Raw genomic sequence first — 17,174 nt, forward strand, 5'->3', positions numbered from 1 at the left:
CGTCACGGTACCTCTGGACGGCGAGTGGACGGGCGCGCAGAGGCACGAGAGAAACCGGAACGAGAGAAACCGGCGCGGGAGGAACCGGCGCGGGAGGAACCGGCCCCGGCAGAACCGGCGCCGACGGCGGCGGTGAGGAGGAGGTCGCGCATCCGCTCGGCCGTCCGCGCCCAGTCGAACTCCCCGCCCCACGTCCGGCAGGAGTCGGCGATCTCCTCCCGGCGCGCGGGATCGTCCAGTTCCTTGAGGGCCCGTTCGACGACACCGGCCTGGTCGTCGCCGTGGTGGACGAGCCATCCGGTGACCGTGTCGCGCACGGCGTCGCGCAGGCCGTCCACGTCATGGGCCACGGTCGGGACGCCGAGCGCGGCGGCCTCGATCACGCTGAGGCCCCAGCCCTCGCCCTGGGACGTGCTGAGGTGCAGGTCGGCGCGGGCGACCAGGGACGCCTTGACCTCCTCTGCCACGTACCCGTGCGCGATGACGACGCCGTCCAGGCCCCGCTCGGTGATGCCCGCGGCCAGCGCGGGCGCTTCCGGCCCGTCCCCGACGATGTGCAGCCGCAGCCCGGGGCGGTTCTCCGCGAGCCGCTGCGCGAGGTCGAGGAGGAGGCCGAGGCGCTTGTGCGGGACGAGACGGGTCACGCAGACCAGATCCGGGTCTCCGGCGGGCTCCGGAACCATCCCGCCGGGTTCGGCGACCGCCGTTCCGTTGGGGATGACATGGGCGGGCCCTGTCCAGCCCAGCCGCTCCCTTACGGCGCGCAGCGTGGACGGCGAGACGACCACGAAGGCGTGCCGCCGATACGTCCAGCGGCTCACCGGGCCCTCCAGCATCTGCCCGAGCCAGGCCAGCCACCGCGGGAAGTACAGGTCGAACTGGGCGTCGTGCACATGGTGGATGACGCAGAACACCGGCACCCGGCGAGGGAGCACCCACGGTGTGAAGAAGGGGATGCCGTTCTGGCAGTCGACGACCGCGTCGAACGAGCCGGCCCGCCGTATGCGGTGAGCCAGCAGCCACAGCAGCACGAGGGGGTACACGGTGAAACGGCCGCCGAGGCGCACGAACTCCACGTTCTCGACGCGTTCCCTGCGCTTCTGGCCGCGCGCTCTCGACGTGACGTAGTGCACACGGTCCCCACGACCGGCGAACCTGCGCGCGAGCTCCCAGGCGTAGCGTTCGGCTCCACCCGCGGCCGGATGCCAGGGATCCCGCCAGTTGACGATCGCAAGCCGCAGGTCCATGGAGGTTGCGCCGGGCCCTGGAGGATCGGGCGCGGGAGGGTCGGGGGCTGGGGTACTCGCGTTCATCCCGACTTGGCGCTCGACGTCGACGGCAGGCCCTTCTCCAGCACGATCGCGCCCGGCTCCTGCTCGGCGAGCATCGTCCGGAAGGGCACGACCGGGATGATCGGGGCCACGGGCACGGACGGCAGCCGGAATCCGGCGCGCGCGCGGATCCGGGCCAGGTCGAACAGGCATTGCAGCGAATGCCGCCGCACCGAGAACGTCGAGCCCGGCCGGTCACTCCACACCACCGGGATGTCCGTGACGGACGCGCCCCGCCGCACGCAGTGGGCGAGGAGTTCGACGTCGAACGAGAAGCCCGCCGTGCGCAGATCCTCCGCCGCCGCGCGGGCCAGCGGCCCGTCGAAGAACTTGAACCCGCACTGGGTGTCGGCGATGCCGCCCACGAGGTCGCGGACGATCCGGTTGAACGTGATGGCGCCGAGCCGCCTGACGGGCACGGCGTAGCCCTCGACGACCGACCGACCGTGGCGCCTTGACCCGACCACGACCGGGCGGCCCTCGCGCAGCAGGACGATGGCTTCGTCCAGCGCGTCGAGGTCTGTCGCCATATCGGCGTCCACGAATCCTACATAGGGTGCGCGGGTCGCGAGCAGTCCCGCGCGGACCGCGGCTCCCTTGCCCCGGCGTTCGCAGTGCACCAGCCGCACGGGCACCGGCCCGTCCCACGATCGGACGATGTCGGCGGTGCCGTCCGTGCTGGCGTTGTCGACGACGATGACGTCAGCGCGCACGGGCAGCCCGGCGAGCTTGTCGCACAGCTCGCCGAGCCCCTCCGGAAGCCGGTGGGCCTCGTTGTAGGCGGGAACGACGATCTCCAGGAGGGCGGGGCCGTCACGCTGGGTCCCCATCAGGGCCTACGCGTCAACGGGAGCCGTAGTTGTACAACGGCTTAATGACTGGGTCCTGCTGGGAGGAGTTCACCAGCTGGACCGTGCCGAACGACGCTCCGGCGGCGAACAGGACGCCGACCACTGCGGCGATGGCAATGCGCATCAGGGGGTCCTTCGTCGGTGGGTTGAACTGCGGCCAATGATACTGCCGAGTAACGGAATGCTCAGAGTAGTGCCTGAAGCCCGAAATGACCAGAAAACGACAAGACTGACGATGGCCCACCCGGCGGCGACGGGCGCCGCCGGGACCCCGTCCGCCGCGACATGCGCGGCCCCATCGATCCGATAGACGGCCAGGTCAGGGCCACGCAGCACCTCGACGGCGGCGCCGGACGGACGGAGCGCGCCGATCTCGGCGTCGACCACGACGTACCGTACCCCCTCATCACGCAGCGTCGTCACGGGCGGGGAGCCCGTCCGGGCGGCGGGCGCCAGCCGGACCGCCCTCGGGTCCTCGGGCGCGACGGTCGTCCCCCCCACGGTGACGGCGTCGTCCACGATCACCCGGCGGTGCAGGTGGCGGGGCAGCGGATCGAGGACGCGGCGGCCGTGGTTCCACGGGTAGCTGCGATACGACGCCCACGGCAGCACCAGCACGTCGCCCTCGACCGGGTCGCCGTCGATGATCTGCCGGGCCCGCGCCCAGTCGTCCGGATAGCGGACGGCCCGCAGATCGCCCGCCGCCCCCCACGCCAGCGTCGGCAGCAGCATCACCGGCACGGCCATCGCCGCCGCCGGCACCGCCGGCCACCGCGCCTCGGCGGCCCGGTCGGCGGCCACCCCGAGCCCCACCGCGACCACGACGGCGAGCGGCGCCGCGTACTGCTGCCCGTCCCGCAGGACGGCGAACCCCGGCCAGAGGCCGATGAGCCCTTCGAGGACCGGTGCCGCCACCGCCCCCAGCGCCGCGACCGCGAACCCTGCCGCCGCCGCGGCGGCCGCGCCGCGCCGCCACCGGGGCTCCCGGCACCACGTCCAGTAGGCGGCCAGCGCGATGACCACCACGACCAGCCAGATCGTTGCGGTCACCGGTGCCCCGTACCCGTCCGGCACCGTCTCGCCGTTCCACACGCCGCCGAGCAGGAGCAGGCTTCCGAGCGTCCCGAACGGGGTGTCGGCCCGGGCGGCGAACAGGTCGACGGCCGTCCCGTCCCCCGGCACGCCCGCCGGCCGCAGCGCCCCCGGCACCAGCCACGGAAGGCTCAGGACCCCCGCGGCCCCGGCGACCCGTGCCGCACCGGCCGCCCGCGCCCGGACGGACGGGCCTCCGGCCACCAGGGCGACCACCAGAGCCGTCAGCCCCGACACCGCCAGGGCCGCGAAGCCGCCGACGGCGGCGGGGATCAGGGCTCGGACCAGCCGTCTCCCCCCACCGGGCTCGTCCGTCCGCGATGCCGCCGCGACCACCCAGGGGAGAGCCGCGTAGCCGAGGAGGAGCGCCCACTGGCCGAGCAGCAGACGCTCCGCGACGAAGGGGTTCCACGCGTAGCAGATCCCGGCGGCCAGGCGCGGCGCCGGCCGGCGGGACGGCACCAGCGAAGCCGCCGCCGTGCACGCCACCACGAAGATCGCCAGCAGGACGAGCTTCTGCACGACGTCCGCCGGGACGACGGTGGCCAGCGCCGTGATGAACGCGTCGCTCGGGACGTGCCGCGGCACGACCCCGGTCAGCCCGAACGTCATGGGGGTGAACGCGGGATCGGGCACGAACACCATGTCGTACGACAGCACGAAGCCGGGCGCGAGCCCCGGCCCCAGCGCCGCGAGCCCGAGCCCCAGCCCGGTCAGCGCGGCCGCCAGGTGCCGTGCCCGCTCGTTCAATCCGCCCAATCGTTCAGTACGGCCCACTCCCCCGTGTGCGCCTGGACGCTACCCGACCTGCTCCCTTGCGGGGGAACGGCCCTCCGCACCCCCCGGCCGCGCCGGGTCGGGGTCGCGGGGCAGGCCGAGGATGCGCTCACCGATCACGTTGAGGTTGACCTCGGTGGTGCCCCCGCCGATGCTCATCGCGCGCGACGCGAGCAGGTAGCGGGTCCAGCGGGCGCGCAGATCGTCCTTCCAGCCGCCGGTCAGCGCGCCGTCCTCGCCGAGCAGCGTGAACCCGAACTCGGTGACCTGCTGGCCGTGCTCCATCGCCACGAGCTTGCGGACGTTCGCCGTCGCGCCCGGGTCCGTGCCCGACAGCTGCTTGAGCGTGGCGCGGAGGCCGAGGAGGTTGAAGGAGTGCTCGTCGCAGGCCAGGCGGCCGAGGCCGTCGCGGACGACCGGGTCCCCCGCGACGTCGAGCCCTGCGGCGAGGTCGAGCAGCTTGGGCAGGTCGCCGCCGAGCTGGAAGCTGCTGGTCAGGCCGACGCGTTCGTTGGCGAGGGTGGTGCGTGCGACGCGCCAGCCCGCGTTGACGGGCCCGACGACGAGGTCGTCCGGGACGAACACGCCGTCCAGGAACACCTCGTTGAAGACGGCGTCGCCGGTGCATTCGCGCAGCGGTCTGATCTCGATGCCCGGCGACGCCATGTCCACCAGGAAGTACGTGATCCCGTCGTGTTTGGCTCGATCGGGGTCGGTGCGGGCGATGCAGATGCCCCACTGCGACTCGCGGGCCAGCGACGTCCAGATCTTCTGGCCGCTGATCTTCCAGCCGCCCTCGACGCGTTCGGCGCGCGTCCGCAGCCCGGCGAGGTCGGAGCCCGCGCCCGGCTCGGAGAACAGCTGGCACCAGATGATCTCGCCGCGCAGCGTCGGCGGCAGGAACCGCTCCTGCTGCTCCGGCGTCCCGTACTGGACCAGCGACGGGACGACCCACGCCGCGATCATCAGCGGCACCGGCCGCACCTTCGCCGCCTTCAGCTCCTGCTGGATGACGATCTGCTCCAGCGGCCCGGCGCCCCGCCCCCACGGCTTCGGCAGATGCGGGGTCACCCAGCCGCCCTCCGCCATCGCCGCCCGCTGTGCGAAGGGGTCCATCGCGGCGAGTTCGGCGACGCGGGCGCGGATCTCCTCGCGCACCGGCGCGGCGTCGTCGGGGAGGTCGATGTTCATGGGACGCCGGACTCCCGCGACGGTCAGCGCGGCGACGTCCGCCCTGTGCTTGCTCGCCCGTCCCAGGAGCGCGCGCAGCGTCAGCGCCCTCCGGTAGAGCAGGTGGGCGTCGTGCTCGTAGGTGTAGCCGATGCCACCGTGCACCTGGATGTTGCCTTCCGCGCAGGTGACGGCGGCGTCCGCGGCCAGCGCCGCAGCGACCCCGACGGCGTAGGCGCGCTGTTCCTCCGGCTCGTCCAGCGCGCGCGCGGCGTCCCAGACCGCCGCCCTGGCCCGCTCGACGGCGATGAGCATCCGGGCGCACTTGTGCTTGATGCCCTGGAACTGCCCGATCGGACGGCCGAACTGCTCACGGAGCTTCGCGTACGCCACCGCGTCGTCCAGGGCACGTCCCGCTACACCGCAGGCTTCTGCGCCTAGGAGGACGACGGCGAGCGCCTGCACGTCCACGTCGTCCAGGAACCGCTCGTCGGGGACGGTCAACCCGTCGACCGTGACCGATCCGACAGGGCGAGTGATGTCCAGAGATTCCAGCAACCCTAGGACGACCTCGTCCCGTTCAACGACGACCCAGCGTTCACCGGCCGGAAGCAGGAACACGTCGGCGAGCGGTGCGCCCAGCACGGGCCGCACAGTCCCGGAGACGGTGGAGCCGTTCACATCCAGGCTTCCGGACAGCCCCACCGCCGCCGTACGGGAACCGTCCGCCAGTCCGGGCAGCAACGTCGCCGCCCCGCAGGCGTGCAGGACCGCCGACGCCAGAACGGTCGGCGTGTACGGCCCCGGGGCGAGGACGCGGCCGAGTTCCTCCAGCGCGACCGCCTGCTCCAGGAGCCCGAAACCCTGCCCGCCCGCCTCCTCCGGCAGATGCAGGCCGGGCAGCCCCTGCGCGGCGAGCGCCGGCCAGAAGCCGGTGTCCGCGTCCCGGACGGCCTGCGCCGTGATGTTCCGCTCCGCGAACCCGCGCACGGATGCCGCCAGCGCCTCGTGTTCCTCGGTCAGTCCGATCGCCATGACCACACCCCTCCCTCGAAGTGGGCACAGCCTATTAGAACGCCATTCGGTTTGTCAGGCGGCGATCTTCAGCCCGGTGAAGAACGTGTTCACGTCCGGCCACATCTTCTTGTGCGTGTTCGGCAGCGACGCGAACACCACGGCGGGCGTCTTGCGGCCGGTGTCGACCACCGCGGTGGCGACGACCTCACCGGTCGCCCTCACCCCGTCCCGCTGGTAGGTCAGGTACGAGGCGATCAGCCAGCCGGGGCGCCCGTCCACGGTCAGGGGCTGCGAGGCCAGCGGCGCCGTCTTGTGCGGGAACGCGTAGTACTGCGCCTCGTACCCCTGGGCGACCAGCGCGGCGACGCTCTTGACGCTGTCGGGCCCCTGGTACGCGTTCTGCATGCTCGGGTGCAGCGTGCCGGTGAGCAGCTGCCCGTACCAGATCTGCCCGGCGCTCCGCTCCGTCACCAGGATCTGCTGGCCGGACCACCCGGCCGTGCCCAGCTTGTTCTGCTTGGTGGGCACCTTCCAGGGCGCGGCCAGCCGCGGGTACGCCAGCCCCGAATGAGGGTCGGCGACCCGCCCGAGCACCCGGCTCGGGGTACCGGCGAACGCCGTGAGCCGCTTGTCCGGCGGCAGTTCCACCTGCGGCGCCTCGGGCTGCTCCGCGGCCGTCCGGCCGGCGTTCCCGTTCGCCTCCGCCGGCTCGTCGCCGCCGCCCTTCAGGAAGTAGACGGCAGCGGCCGCGACCAGAGCGATGACCAGCAGCCCGACCCCGCCGAACAGCAGCAGCCGGGACCGGCCGCCGCCATCGTCCAGGACATCGCGCGCCGGCTTGGGCGAACCGCCGAGCTTGGCGTCGGCGGACGCCTCGTCCGCCATCCAGTCCGGCATCTGCCAGTTGCCGCTGCTCGGCTTGCCGGGTCTGGCCGGCCCACCCACCCCGGTGGGGACGGCCGGCGTGTACCGCTCGTCACCGGCGCCCTCGTCGAACAGGTCGCCCTCCCACTGCGGCGAGTCGTCCTCCGAGACGGGTGCCACCCGGACGTCGTCGTCCTCGACGCCGCCCCAGACATCGTGCGCCCCCGCGTCCTTCCCGGAACCCGGGGCGGGCAGGGAGCCCTCGGGCACCTCGGGCTCGGGGAAGGCCGTCTGCGGGCCGGTCGCATCGCCGGGCTCCGGGGACTCGTCCCGCGGCTCACTCTCGCTCATATCGGTCCAGCGCACACCGCGCTCCCCCTGATCGGACATGCGGCACACGTTACGCGAAGATCAGCACTTGAGTTTCGATGTGTAATCACGCTCCGGACACATCTTCCTATCGCCTCAGTGATGGCTCGCCGATCCGCCGTTTCCCGGTGTGACCAGCGTCTCCTCCGCCCGCGGATCGTCCGCCAGCCGCTCCCTGGCCAGCAGCGTCCCGCCCGCCACCGCACCCGGCATCGCGAGCACCGCGCCCAGCGGAATGAGGAACACCACAACGGTCGCGGCGCCGAAGCCGACCACCAGCGGCCGGTTCGCCCTCATCCGCCTGAACCGCTCCTTGCGGAGGATCCCGCGCCGCTCCAACGCGATCGACATCAGCTCGCCCGCCAGGAAGTACCCCGACACCAGCGCCGCGGTCACCGGCACGACCGTCTGCCCCACCACGGGCAGGAACCCGCAGGCGAAGAACACCACCGCGAACGCCAGCGCGACGGCCCCGAGCAGCAGCGTGTCCTTGACGGCCCGCCCGATCTGGACCATCAGCGGGACGTCCGGCTCCGGCGGCGCGCCGCCCTGCGACTCCTCGACCCGCACCGCGATGGCCTCATAGAACGGATCCCCGACCAGCAGCGTCACCGCCGTGAACGTGATCAGCGCCAGGAACAGGGACGCGCCGTAGATCGCGATCCCGGCGACCACCCGCGCCGACGTCCGCGGAGCGTCCGACCAGTCGTCCGCGAACCCCGTCACCCACCCGGCCAGGTCGTCGATCTGGAACGCCAGGAAGCTCAGCGCCGCCCCGTAGACGGCCAGCACGATCAGCGCGGGGATGAGGCCGAACAGCCACTGCGCCGGATGGCGGGCCGCCCACCCGATGCCGCGCAGCAGATAGCCGACACCGTTGAACAGATCCTTGAAACCGGACGGCTTGGGCGCTGGGGGGACGTGCGGTTGGCTCACGCAGCCAGACCCTATAGGCCGGGCAACCCCTGGTACAAAAGGTGGAACACGTTCTAGTATTTTTGGATGAGGTTCACCTACGCCGAGGCGATGACCGACCCGTCCTACTACCTGCCGCTGGCCAGGGCCGCCGAGGCGGCCGGGTACGCGAGCATCTCCGTGGCCGACTCGCTCGTCTATCCGAAGGAGTCTGACTCGGTCTACCCCTACACCGCGGACGGCAACAGGGAGTTCCTTGAGGACAAGGCGTTCATCGAGACCTTCACGCTGATCGCGGCCATGGGAGCCGTGACCAGCAGTATCCGGTTCACCCCGTTCGTCCTCAAGCTGCCGGTGCGTCCGCCCGTGCTGGTGGCCAAGCAGGCGACCTCGGTCGCGTGCCTGACCGGCGGACGGCTCGGCCTGGGCGTGGGCCTCAGCCCGTGGCCCGAGGATTTCGAGGTCATGGGCGTCCCGTGGGAGCGGCGCGGCAAGCGGATGGACGAGGCCGTCGACATCGTGCGAGGGCTGAGCGGCGGCGGGTACTTCGAGTTCCACGGCGAGTTCTTCGACATCCCGGCGATCAAGATGACGCCGGCGCAGCCGTTTCCGATCCTGGTCGGCGGGCACAGCGAGGCGGCCCTGCGCCGCGCCGTGGTCCGCGGCGACGGCTGGATGCACGCGGGCGGAGACGACCTGGACGACCTCCTGGCCAGGATCAACCGCATCCGCGAGGCCGAGGGCAAGACGGCGGACCCGTTCGAGATCCACGTGATCTCCATGGACGCCTACACACCGGACGGCGTGAAACGCCTGGAGGACAAGGGTGTCACCGACGTGATCGTCGGCTTCCGCATGCCCTACGTCAAGGGCCCCGACACCGAGCCCCTGCACAAGAAGATCGAGCACCTCGAACGCTTCGCCGAGACGGTCATCGCCAAGGTCGACCACTGAACGAGAACACGTTACAGTCCGGAGCCATGGACGCCATCGCCTGGAACGCCCCGGACGCCGACCACCCGGCCCGCCGGGCCGCCCGCGCCTCCATGACGGCCGTGATCGGCGGCCGCAAGGACACCTGGCTGAACCTCTTCGCCCCGGACGCCCTGGTCGAGGACCCCGTGGGCCCGTCGTTCCTGGACCCGTCCGGCAACGGTCACCGGGGCCACGACGGCATCGGCGCCTTCTGGGACACCTTCATCTCCACCATCGCCGGCTTCCGCTTCACCATCGCCGACTCCTTCGCCAACGGCGACTGCTGCGCCAACGTAGCGACGATCACCACCACCATGGCCGACGGCTCGACCATGACCATCGACTGCGTCCTCATCTACACGATCAACGCAGCCGGCCAGATCACCTCCCTGCGCGCCCACTGGGAACCCGACCGCGCCATGGCGACCCTCAAGAAATGAGGGCGTGCCCGCACGCACAGAGCGTCGGCGGCACAGGACGCGGTCATGACCTCCTCGATCGTGCCGCGTACGCCTCTCCGCACAGCGGAACGAGGTAGGCGAGCCCAATGAGAAAGCCCCGACCGGCGTCCCGGTCGGGGCGAAGCCACGCGGAGCGCGGCGGCATACGCAGCCCAGATGACCCCGCACGATGATCAAGACGAACAAGAACCCCGACCCACAAGGGGCGTGGGGCGGAGCCCCCACATCGGGGGTCTGGGGGTCGCCCCCCAGATAGACAGAACGGAACGACGCGGCGAAGCCACGCGCGAAGCGCGCGGCGAGCACACGTCGCCCAGAGTGGAGGTGGCGGGAATCGAACCCGCGTCCTTCGGTGATAAGTCAGGGCTTCTCCGGGTGCAGCCTGCTTGGCGCTTTCTCAGCCCCGGCACTCACGCAGGCGTGTCGCCGACGGGCTCAGCCGCTGTTTGTTTTTCCTACAGGTCCCGCGGCCGGGCTTGCAGGTGGAGTCTCCTTACGATGCCAGACCCCGGGTCGGAGACGCTCCCGGGCTGACAGAGTTGGCTACTCGCCTCAGGCGGCGAGTGCGAACTCGGACTGCTGCTTGTTGGCAGTTATTGGTTTGCTGTCACAGGATTTACGAGGTCACGACAGCAACCCTCGACCCGCTTCCCCTGGCTCGAACGACCGAAGTCGAAGCCGGTCACCCCCATGTTGAGTTGTCAAAGCGGATGTCCGGGGACGTCCGCACGATGACGTTACAAGGTTAACGTGCGGGACGGCAATGTGATTCCCGGGGACAGCCGTGAACCCCGGTGGGTGCGAGTGTGTCGCACCCACCGGGGTCGACCGGCAGGGTCGGGCCGGTCCGGACGGCAGAGCCTCCCCCGAGACGAGGCTCTGGTCTCCTCACGGCGACTGAGCCCGCAACCCCCCGAGCGGGATCTCAGTCACCCGTAAAGACGCTCGGGCGCGGCGGGTTGGTTGCCTCTCCCAGGCAAAGAGATCACAAAGTTGTCACGCGCCCGGTCGGACGGTGGTTCGGTCAGCGGCGGCCGAGGAACTCGGCGGCGATCCCGGCGGCGTTGGCGCGGCCTTCGACGGCGATGGCGAAGGCGCGGTCGTTGCTGGAGCCGACGAACCAGGAGACGGTCTTGTTGCTGTCGCCGTCCCGGTAGGCGGTGAGGGCGGCGACGCCGACGACGTCGCCGGAGACGCGGGCGCCGCGGGCGCTGCCGTGGGACGCGGTGCGGCCGAGGATCTTCTTGAGGCTCGCGATCGACTCGGGGCGGAGGTTCTGCGGCGGGGGCGCCTGAACGGTCTTCGGGATGTCCTTGAGGACGTACGGGGGCTTCCAGGTGCCGTTCTGTGCGGCGGCGGCGACGAGGGCCATGGCGAGGGGGCTCACCTGGACGTCGCCTTCCCCGATCATGGCGGCGGCCTTCTCGCCGTCGTTGGCGGGGGTCGGCACGGAGCCGGTGAAGGCGGGGATGGTCAGGCCCCAGTTCTTGCCGATGCCGAGCTGGGCCGCCTCGTTGACGAGGGTCTGCGCGTCCAGCTTGGTGCTGAGCTGCGCGAGGGTCGTCTTGCAGGACGCGGCGAAGTGGTTGTCGAAGGTGCTGTCGCGACGGGCCCTGTTGGTGAACGTCTCGCCGCCGACGGTGACGCTGCCCGGGCAGGTGGTCTCGGTGTCCTGGTTGATGCCGGCCTTGGAGAACAGGGCCTCGGCGGAGACGATCCCGAACGTCAGCCCGGGCGGGTACTTGCCTTCGAACGCGAGGTTCCGCCCGTTCGTCCCGTGGTTGGACACGGCGAGCACCTCGCCGGTGCTCGGGCGCACCACCACCATGGACGCCGGGTACCGCACGCCCGCGAGCGCCTTGTCGGCCTTGCGCTGGAAGGCGGGGTCGAGGGTGGTCTGGACCTCCTGCGGCTGCTGACCCTCCCAGGAGCGCAGTTCCTCGGTGTTCTTCCCGGACTCGTCCTGCGCCACGACGCGGACGGTGGGCGTGCCGGCGAGACGGCGCTGCTGGAGGAGCTGGATGCCGCTGACGCCGATCGTGTCGCCCGGCTGGTAGGGGGCGCCGACCTGCTGGAGGCGGTCGGCGGTGGCGGGGCCGAGGGTGCCGACCAGCTCGGGCGCGAAGGCGGGGGCGATCGGCGCCCTGACGCCGTTGAACTTCAGCCCGGGAATGTTGTTGAGCCGCCTGATGAGGGCGTTGTGCGCGGGGACCTGCAGGGTGAGCAGCGGCAGGAAGTCCTGCGGCGGGGCGGACCGGACGCGGCCGAGGAGGCGTTCGGCGTCCAGCCGGCGGCCACCGTCGATCTTGGTCTGTTTGGCGAGGAGGTCGAGGGTCTTCTTCGGGTCGGCGAGCTGCCCGGGGAACACCCCGACGTCGTAGGCGCCGACCTCGTGCATCAGGGAACGGCCGTGCGTGTCGGTGAGGGGGGCGCGCTCGGGTTCGTCGGTCACGACGGCGAGCCGCTGCCCGGGCTTCAGGCTCGTGTGGATGATCGAGGGGCTCCAGACGACCTTCCACTGGCCGCCGACGCGGCGCAGGTGCATCAGCCCGGGGTACTCCCACGGCTGGCCGTTCTCACCGAGGTCGATCTTCACGGTGAAGCGCGCGTCGGCCTCGTCGCCCTTCTTGATGATCTGGTCGACGTCGCTGTCGGCGACGCCCGTGCCGAGCGACAGCCGCAGGGACGCGGCGTCGAGTTGCCGGCGGACCCGGCTCAGCGCGTCCTCGACCTGCTTCCCGTCGGCGCCGACGGTGTTGCCGGCCGCGGCTTCGAAGTTGCCGACCTGCCAGGCGATCAGGAAGTCGCGGACGGCGGGCAGCGGGGAACGCTCGGCCCAGCATCCGGTCGTCATGCCCGCGACGAGGGCGCCGCAGACCGTCAGCGCGATCGCCCGGCGCCGCATCGCCCGGATCCCACCGGTCCCCCGCCTCCGGCCTCGGTTCGTCATCGACACCCTTCACCGTCTCCTGAACCGGGCCGCCGCCGCCTTCTGCATCTCGCGATCGGCTTCCCGCTTGGCGATGGCCTGGCGCTTGTCGTAGGCCTTCTTACCACGGGCCAGCCCGATCTCGACCTTGGCCTTGCCGTCCTTGAAGTACAGCGCGAGCGGGATCAGAGTCCAGCCCGGCTCCGACGACTTGGCGATGATCTTCTGGATCTCGCGCTTGTGCAGCAGCAGCTTGCGGCGCCGGCGCGGCGCGTGATTGGTCCAGGTGCCCTGCGTGTACTCGGGGATATGGACGTGTTCCAGCCACACCTCCCCGTCCATCACGTGCGCGTAGCCGTCGGCGAGGGAGGCGCGTCCGGCGCGCAGGGCCTTGACCTCGGTGCCCATCAGCACCATGCCCGCCTCCCACGTCTCGTCGACGTGGTAGTCGTAGCGCGCCCGTTTGTTCTGGGCGATGAGCTTGCGTCCGGTGTCCTTCTTGCGCCCGGTGTCGCGTGCCACGTCATCCGTCCTTGTCCGGCGTCTCAGTCGTTGCCCGGCGGTTCACCCGTCGCCCGGCTCTGTCGCGTTCAGGCCGCGCGGCACCATCCGGGCGCGCTGCTCGGCCGGTGCGGGCGGTCGGTCGCCGGGGCCGCCTCCCCTGGAGCGGCGCAGACCGGAACATGCGGCAAGTATAGGACGAGGTGAGCCGCCGGATCCGGTGCCTCCACCGGATCCGGTCACCACATCAGATCTTCAGATATCTGCGCAGTGTGAGGAACGACGCGACCGCGCACAGCAGCACACCGAAACAGATCGAGAGGACGATGACGGCTATCACCGTGCTCCAGCCGAGCTGGCTGACGAGCTGGACGTCCCCCGCCAATCTGTCGATCAGCAGCGTCTTGCTGAACACCAGCAGGATGGCCGAGAAGATCCCGCCGATCAGGCCGGCGATGGCGCCCTCCAGGATGAACGGCATCTGGATATAGGTGTTGGACGCGCCGACCAGCCGCATGATGCCGGTCTCGCGGCGCCTGTTGAACGCCGACAGCCGGACCGTGTTGCCGACGAGCATCACCGCGGCGACCACCTGGATCAGCGCGATCGTCAGCGCCGCCACCTGCAGGCCGTTGAGGATCCGGAAGAAGCGCTTCAGGATCTCCTGTTCGTTGATCACGGTGTCGACGCCCGGCTGGCCGAGCATCGCCTGCGCGACCGCCTTGTACTCCTCGGGGTTCTGCAGCTTGACCCGGAACGAGTCGGGAATGTCGCCCTCACGGGTGCTCTCCACGAAGCCGGGGGAGCCCGCGAAGTTGTCCTTGAACCTCTTGAACGCCTGCTGCTTGTCCTCGTACTCGACCGCGGAGACCTGCGGCATCTTCTCCAGTTGCGCCTTGAGCGTCTCCCGCTGCTGAGCGGTGACGTCCTGCTTCTGGCAACTGGGATTCGAGCTCGTCTTGGCGCACAGGAAGATCGAGACCTCGATCTTGTCGTACCAGTAGCTCTTGGACGAGTCGACCTGCTGTCTGAGGAGCAGCCCGGTGCCGAAGAGCGCCATGGCGATGGCGACGGTGATGACGAGAGAGATCGTCATCGTCATGTTCCTGCGGAGACCGATCCAGATCTCCTGGAGAACGAACTGTACGCGCATGCCTCGCTGTCCTTGATCGCCTGTGTCCCGCCGGACGCCTGGGTCGTCCCGCGTTGGAACGCGGGCCCGATGCGGGGCTTTCCTGCCTGTGGGCCTTCGGGGTGTCGTACGACCCGGCAGGAATCGATGGTTCAGATGGAAGTGCCATGGAGGGGATCCGGGCCCCGGCCCGGGTCATCGCGGGCGGACGATCTCCCGCACCCTCCGGCGAACACGTTTAGTAGGCCTGCCCGTACACACCGCGCGACTGGTCGCGGACGACGCGTCCGTCCTCCAGTTCGACGACGCGCTTGCGGAAGGCGTCGACGATCGCGGCGTCATGGGTGGCCATGACGACGGTGGTGCCGGTCCGGTTGATCCGGTCCAGCACCTTCATGATGCCGATCGATGTCGCAGGGTCGATGTTGCCCGTCGGCTCGTCCGCCAGCAGGATCATCGGCCGGTTGACGAACGCCCGCGCGATGGCGACGCGCTGCTGCTCACCGCCGGACAGCTCGTCCGGCATCCGGTGGGCCTTGCCCTCCAGACCGACGAGGTCGATGACCTCGGGGACGACCTTGCCGATGAAACGCCTCGGCTTGCCGATCACCTCGAGGGCGAACGCGACGTTCTCGAAGACGTTCTTGTTCGGCAGGAGGCGGAAGTCCTGGAAGACGCAGCCGATCCTGCGGCGCAGGTGCGGCACCTTCCAGTTGCTCAGCCTGCTCAGGTCCTTGCCCGCCACGTGAACGTGACCCTGGGAAGGACGCTCCTCCTTCAGCACGAGGCGCAGGAAGGTCGACTTTCCGGAGCCGGACGGACCCACCAGGAACAGGAACTCGCCCTTTTCGATGGCGACGTTCACGTGCTGCAGGGCGGGCCGGTTCTGGCTCGGATAGACCTTGGTGACGTTGTCGAAATGGATCACGGCTGCATCACGGCGGTTCGGTCTCTCGGGGTTGGGGAGCGGCCCGGCCCGCCGGCCACGGAATCGTCCGTGCCCGCAGGTCTGCGCCGCCCGGCTCCGCGACCAGGCGGGACGCGGTGCCTTCGAGCAGTGTAGAGGGGACGGTCAACTGTCTCGTCCCACTCGGCGTGGTGGGTGTGCCCGGGGCGGCCACATCGCCCGAACAGCGTGCGCCGTCCGATCAGTGCCATGTGAACCGTCTCCCGACGTCCGGCCGTTTCATACCTTCAAGCTCCCGGACTTGCCGGAACGACCATACAGTCCGGCTACGCTGGATGATGGCGAAAGATACCTAATAGGTCGACGGACACCAGACAGGTCGACGCTTCCCCGCACGGACCCGCGTGCCGTTCTCCGAGATTGGGGCCCACGACATGAGCTGCGAACATCTGATCTGCGCTCGGTGCTCGAACCCGGTGGTCGAGGGGCGCTGCCCCACGTGCCGGGAGGCTCGGTCGGAAGTGCACCGCCACGGCCTGTCCGGCTCGCCGGCCCTCGTTCTCGCGGCGCTCGTCGCCCTGCTGTTCGCCGCGCTGGTCCTGCAGCGGGTCTACGGCTGAAAGGCGCCCGCGGCCGAACGTGCGTCAGGGCTGCTCCGAGTCAGGACCGTTCCGCGTCAGGGCTGCTTCTCGAGCGGCGGGGTGGCGGCCTTGGTGATCGTGCCCTCGTCGGCGATGACGTGCGCCTTCGGCTGCTTGCCCTTCTCGGCGCGCGGAGGGTCGTACGCCGCGAAGTGCAGGGTCGCGGCCGTGTCGACCTGCTTGCCCTCGACGGTGCCGTCCAGCAGGTGCTCCGCCTCCTCCGGGATCTCCGGCTTGGGCGTGTCCGGGTCCTTGGCGATGAGCGAGGTGTTGCGGAACAGCGAGTAGACGATCAGGCCGCCGCCGTTCTCCGTCCGGACGCCGAAGTAGGGGAAGGGCGTGGCCGTGTGGACGACCTGGAGCGTGAGGTCCTCCTCCTTCGCCTTCTTCGTGTCACGCTTGGCGTCCTTGTAGAAACCGGTGGTGACGGGACCGGGCTTCATCACCTTGGCGGCGACGCTGCCGCCGCCCTCCGCGGCGATCGTCGCGTGGATGCCGATGACGTCGCGGGGACGGATCAGGACGGACGTGTCGTCCGTGCCGAGCGCCTCCGCGTAGCCGTCGTCGTCGATCGCGACCTCCGGTACCTTCGTCTTCCGCCGCATGACGGTCGTGAGCGTGAGCTTCCAGTGCTCGGACGGGTCACGCAGGATGAACGCCATCAGCACCCTGCGCTCACTCTTGCGCTTGCCGAGGACCGAGCGGTCCACCGACACCATGAACCACTGCGGATAGCCGGCGTCCTTCAGCTTCGGGACGTACAGCTCGGGCTCGCCATAGTCGAAGCGCCGCACCGGGTCGCCGTCGTAGGCGGCCTCGCGGAACTCCGCCGCGGTGAGCTGGGACTGGCCGTCGGACGTCCAGGTCAGCGCCAGCCGCTCGTCCCCGGCGGCCCTGGCCACGTCCTCGTCGGTGACGTAGGAGCGGAACGCCCGCTCCGCGACCTCGGGGGTCATCGCGACCGGCTCGGGCGGGGAGGTCGTGGGCATGCTGACGGTCGGCCGCGCCTCCGTCCTGCCCTCGGCGCAGCCCACGACGGCGACCGCCAGGATGAGCAGCACCCCGGCCGCGACCACCCGCGTGAACCTCTGCACAGACCATCCCCCGGACGGGCGTCCCCGCCGGCCGCTCTCCGGCCGGCTTCCTCGGCCCGTGATTCTGCCACCTACATGATATTGGCCGTGCGCTCCCGCCGGACGCGGATCAGCGCGCCAGGACGCGGCGGGTCGGCGGTGGGCGGCG

General features: G+C 70.6%; 14 protein-coding genes and 1 other RNA gene. 2 read left to right on the forward strand and 13 right to left on the reverse strand.

Annotation, left to right across the window (positions count from 1 at the left end; translation table 11 throughout):
• Positions 1–2 precede the first annotated feature (2 nt).
• The 7 genes from ACGFIS_RS05885 to ACGFIS_RS05915 form a co-directional block, all read right to left on the reverse strand.
• On the reverse strand, positions 3–1,247 hold the full coding sequence (locus ACGFIS_RS05885) for a glycosyltransferase family 4 protein (protein ID WP_392899868.1): 1,245 nt from the start codon (positions 1,245–1,247) through the stop codon (positions 3–5).
• 62 nt (positions 1,248–1,309) lie between these two features.
• Positions 1,310–2,161, reverse strand: a complete 852-nt coding sequence (locus ACGFIS_RS05890; RefSeq protein WP_392899866.1) for a glycosyltransferase — start codon at positions 2,159–2,161, stop codon at positions 1,310–1,312.
• Between the two features lie 13 nt (positions 2,162–2,174).
• Positions 2,175–2,306, reverse strand: coding sequence for a hypothetical protein (locus ACGFIS_RS05895; RefSeq protein WP_392899863.1), 132 nt, complete (start codon positions 2,304–2,306; stop codon positions 2,175–2,177).
• Positions 2,306–4,033: a hypothetical protein gene (locus ACGFIS_RS05900; RefSeq protein ID WP_392899860.1), complete on the reverse strand. Its 1,728-nt coding sequence runs from the start codon at positions 4,031–4,033 to the stop codon at positions 2,306–2,308. Before ACGFIS_RS05900 ends, ACGFIS_RS05895 begins: the two co-directional genes overlap by 1 nt.
• Before the next feature lie 39 nt (positions 4,034–4,072).
• Positions 4,073–6,256 carry an acyl-CoA dehydrogenase gene (locus tag ACGFIS_RS05905; RefSeq protein WP_392899857.1) on the reverse strand — a complete coding sequence of 728 codons (2,184 nt, stop codon included), beginning with the start codon at positions 6,254–6,256 and terminating at the stop codon, positions 4,073–4,075.
• Between the two features lie 54 nt (positions 6,257–6,310).
• The gene (locus ACGFIS_RS05910) at positions 6,311–7,492 is read right to left on the reverse strand and encodes a hypothetical protein (protein WP_392899854.1); all 1,182 of its coding nucleotides are present in this window, start codon (positions 7,490–7,492) and stop codon (positions 6,311–6,313) included.
• A 75-nt stretch (positions 7,493–7,567) separates the two neighbouring features.
• Positions 7,568–8,407: an EI24 domain-containing protein gene (locus tag ACGFIS_RS05915; RefSeq protein WP_392899851.1), complete on the reverse strand. Its 840-nt coding sequence runs from the start codon at positions 8,405–8,407 to the stop codon at positions 7,568–7,570.
• A 66-nt stretch (positions 8,408–8,473) separates the two neighbouring features.
• Here ACGFIS_RS05915 and ACGFIS_RS05920 point away from each other — a divergent pair, with 66 nt between their 5' ends.
• Together ACGFIS_RS05920 and ACGFIS_RS05925 are read left to right on the forward strand one after the other, a co-directional pair.
• Positions 8,474–9,340, forward strand: a complete 867-nt coding sequence (locus ACGFIS_RS05920; RefSeq protein WP_392899848.1) for a TIGR03619 family F420-dependent LLM class oxidoreductase — start codon at positions 8,474–8,476, stop codon at positions 9,338–9,340.
• A 26-nt stretch (positions 9,341–9,366) separates the two neighbouring features.
• The gene (locus ACGFIS_RS05925; protein ID WP_392899845.1) at positions 9,367–9,801 is read left to right on the forward strand and encodes a nuclear transport factor 2 family protein; all 435 of its coding nucleotides are present in this window, start codon (positions 9,367–9,369) and stop codon (positions 9,799–9,801) included.
• Positions 9,802–10,138: 337 nt separating this feature from the next.
• Here ACGFIS_RS05925 and ssrA read toward each other — a convergent pair.
• The 6 genes from ssrA to ACGFIS_RS05955 form a co-directional block, all read right to left on the reverse strand.
• Positions 10,139–10,512, reverse strand: a transfer-messenger RNA (tmRNA) gene (gene ssrA / locus ACGFIS_RS05930).
• 334 nt (positions 10,513–10,846) lie between these two features.
• Positions 10,847–12,727 (reverse strand): penicillin-binding transpeptidase domain-containing protein, encoded by a 1,881-nt coding sequence (locus ACGFIS_RS05935; RefSeq protein ID WP_392899842.1) that lies wholly within the window; start codon positions 12,725–12,727, stop codon positions 10,847–10,849.
• Positions 12,728–12,781: 54 nt separating this feature from the next.
• Positions 12,782–13,273, reverse strand: a complete 492-nt coding sequence (smpB, locus tag ACGFIS_RS05940) for an SsrA-binding protein SmpB (RefSeq protein ID WP_392899839.1) — start codon at positions 13,271–13,273, stop codon at positions 12,782–12,784.
• 226 nt (positions 13,274–13,499) lie between these two features.
• A complete protein-coding gene (gene ftsX, locus ACGFIS_RS05945) occupies positions 13,500–14,405 on the reverse strand; it encodes a permease-like cell division protein FtsX (RefSeq protein WP_392899836.1) in 906 nt (301 codons plus the stop codon).
• Positions 14,406–14,622: 217 nt separating this feature from the next.
• Positions 14,623–15,312 carry a cell division ATP-binding protein FtsE gene (gene ftsE, locus ACGFIS_RS05950; protein WP_067453578.1) on the reverse strand — a complete coding sequence of 230 codons (690 nt, stop codon included), beginning with the start codon at positions 15,310–15,312 and terminating at the stop codon, positions 14,623–14,625.
• A gap of 655 nt (positions 15,313–15,967) precedes the next feature.
• The gene (locus ACGFIS_RS05955) at positions 15,968–17,026 is read right to left on the reverse strand and encodes a hypothetical protein (RefSeq protein ID WP_392899832.1); all 1,059 of its coding nucleotides are present in this window, start codon (positions 17,024–17,026) and stop codon (positions 15,968–15,970) included.
• Positions 17,027–17,174 lie beyond the last annotated feature (148 nt).

The sequence above is a fragment of the Spirillospora sp. NPDC048824 genome (assembly GCF_043198455.1).
Classification (GTDB): domain Bacteria; phylum Actinomycetota; class Actinomycetes; order Streptosporangiales; family Streptosporangiaceae; genus Spirillospora.

Bases quoted from the DNA above. Each gene is read 5' to 3' on its own strand.
- ACGFIS_RS05885 (WP_392899868.1), bottom strand. From the start codon at position 1,247: ATGGACCTGCGGCTTGCGATCGTCAACTGGCGGGATCCCTGGCATCCG.
- ACGFIS_RS05890 (WP_392899866.1), bottom strand. From the start codon at position 2,161: ATGGGGACCCAGCGTGACGGCCCCGCCCTCCTGGAGATCGTCGTTCCC.
- ACGFIS_RS05895 (WP_392899863.1), bottom strand. From the start codon at position 2,306: ATGCGCATTGCCATCGCCGCAGTGGTCGGCGTCCTGTTCGCCGCCGGA.
- ACGFIS_RS05905 (WP_392899857.1), bottom strand. From the start codon at position 6,256: ATGGCGATCGGACTGACCGAGGAACACGAGGCGCTGGCGGCATCCGTG.
- ACGFIS_RS05910 (WP_392899854.1), bottom strand. From the start codon at position 7,492: ATGTCCGATCAGGGGGAGCGCGGTGTGCGCTGGACCGATATGAGCGAG.
- ACGFIS_RS05920 (WP_392899848.1), top strand. From the start codon at position 8,474: ATGAGGTTCACCTACGCCGAGGCGATGACCGACCCGTCCTACTACCTG.
- ACGFIS_RS05925 (WP_392899845.1), top strand. From the start codon at position 9,367: ATGGACGCCATCGCCTGGAACGCCCCGGACGCCGACCACCCGGCCCGC.
- ACGFIS_RS05935 (WP_392899842.1), bottom strand. From the start codon at position 12,727: ATGCGGCGCCGGGCGATCGCGCTGACGGTCTGCGGCGCCCTCGTCGCG.
- ftsX (WP_392899836.1), bottom strand. From the start codon at position 14,405: ATGCGCGTACAGTTCGTTCTCCAGGAGATCTGGATCGGTCTCCGCAGG.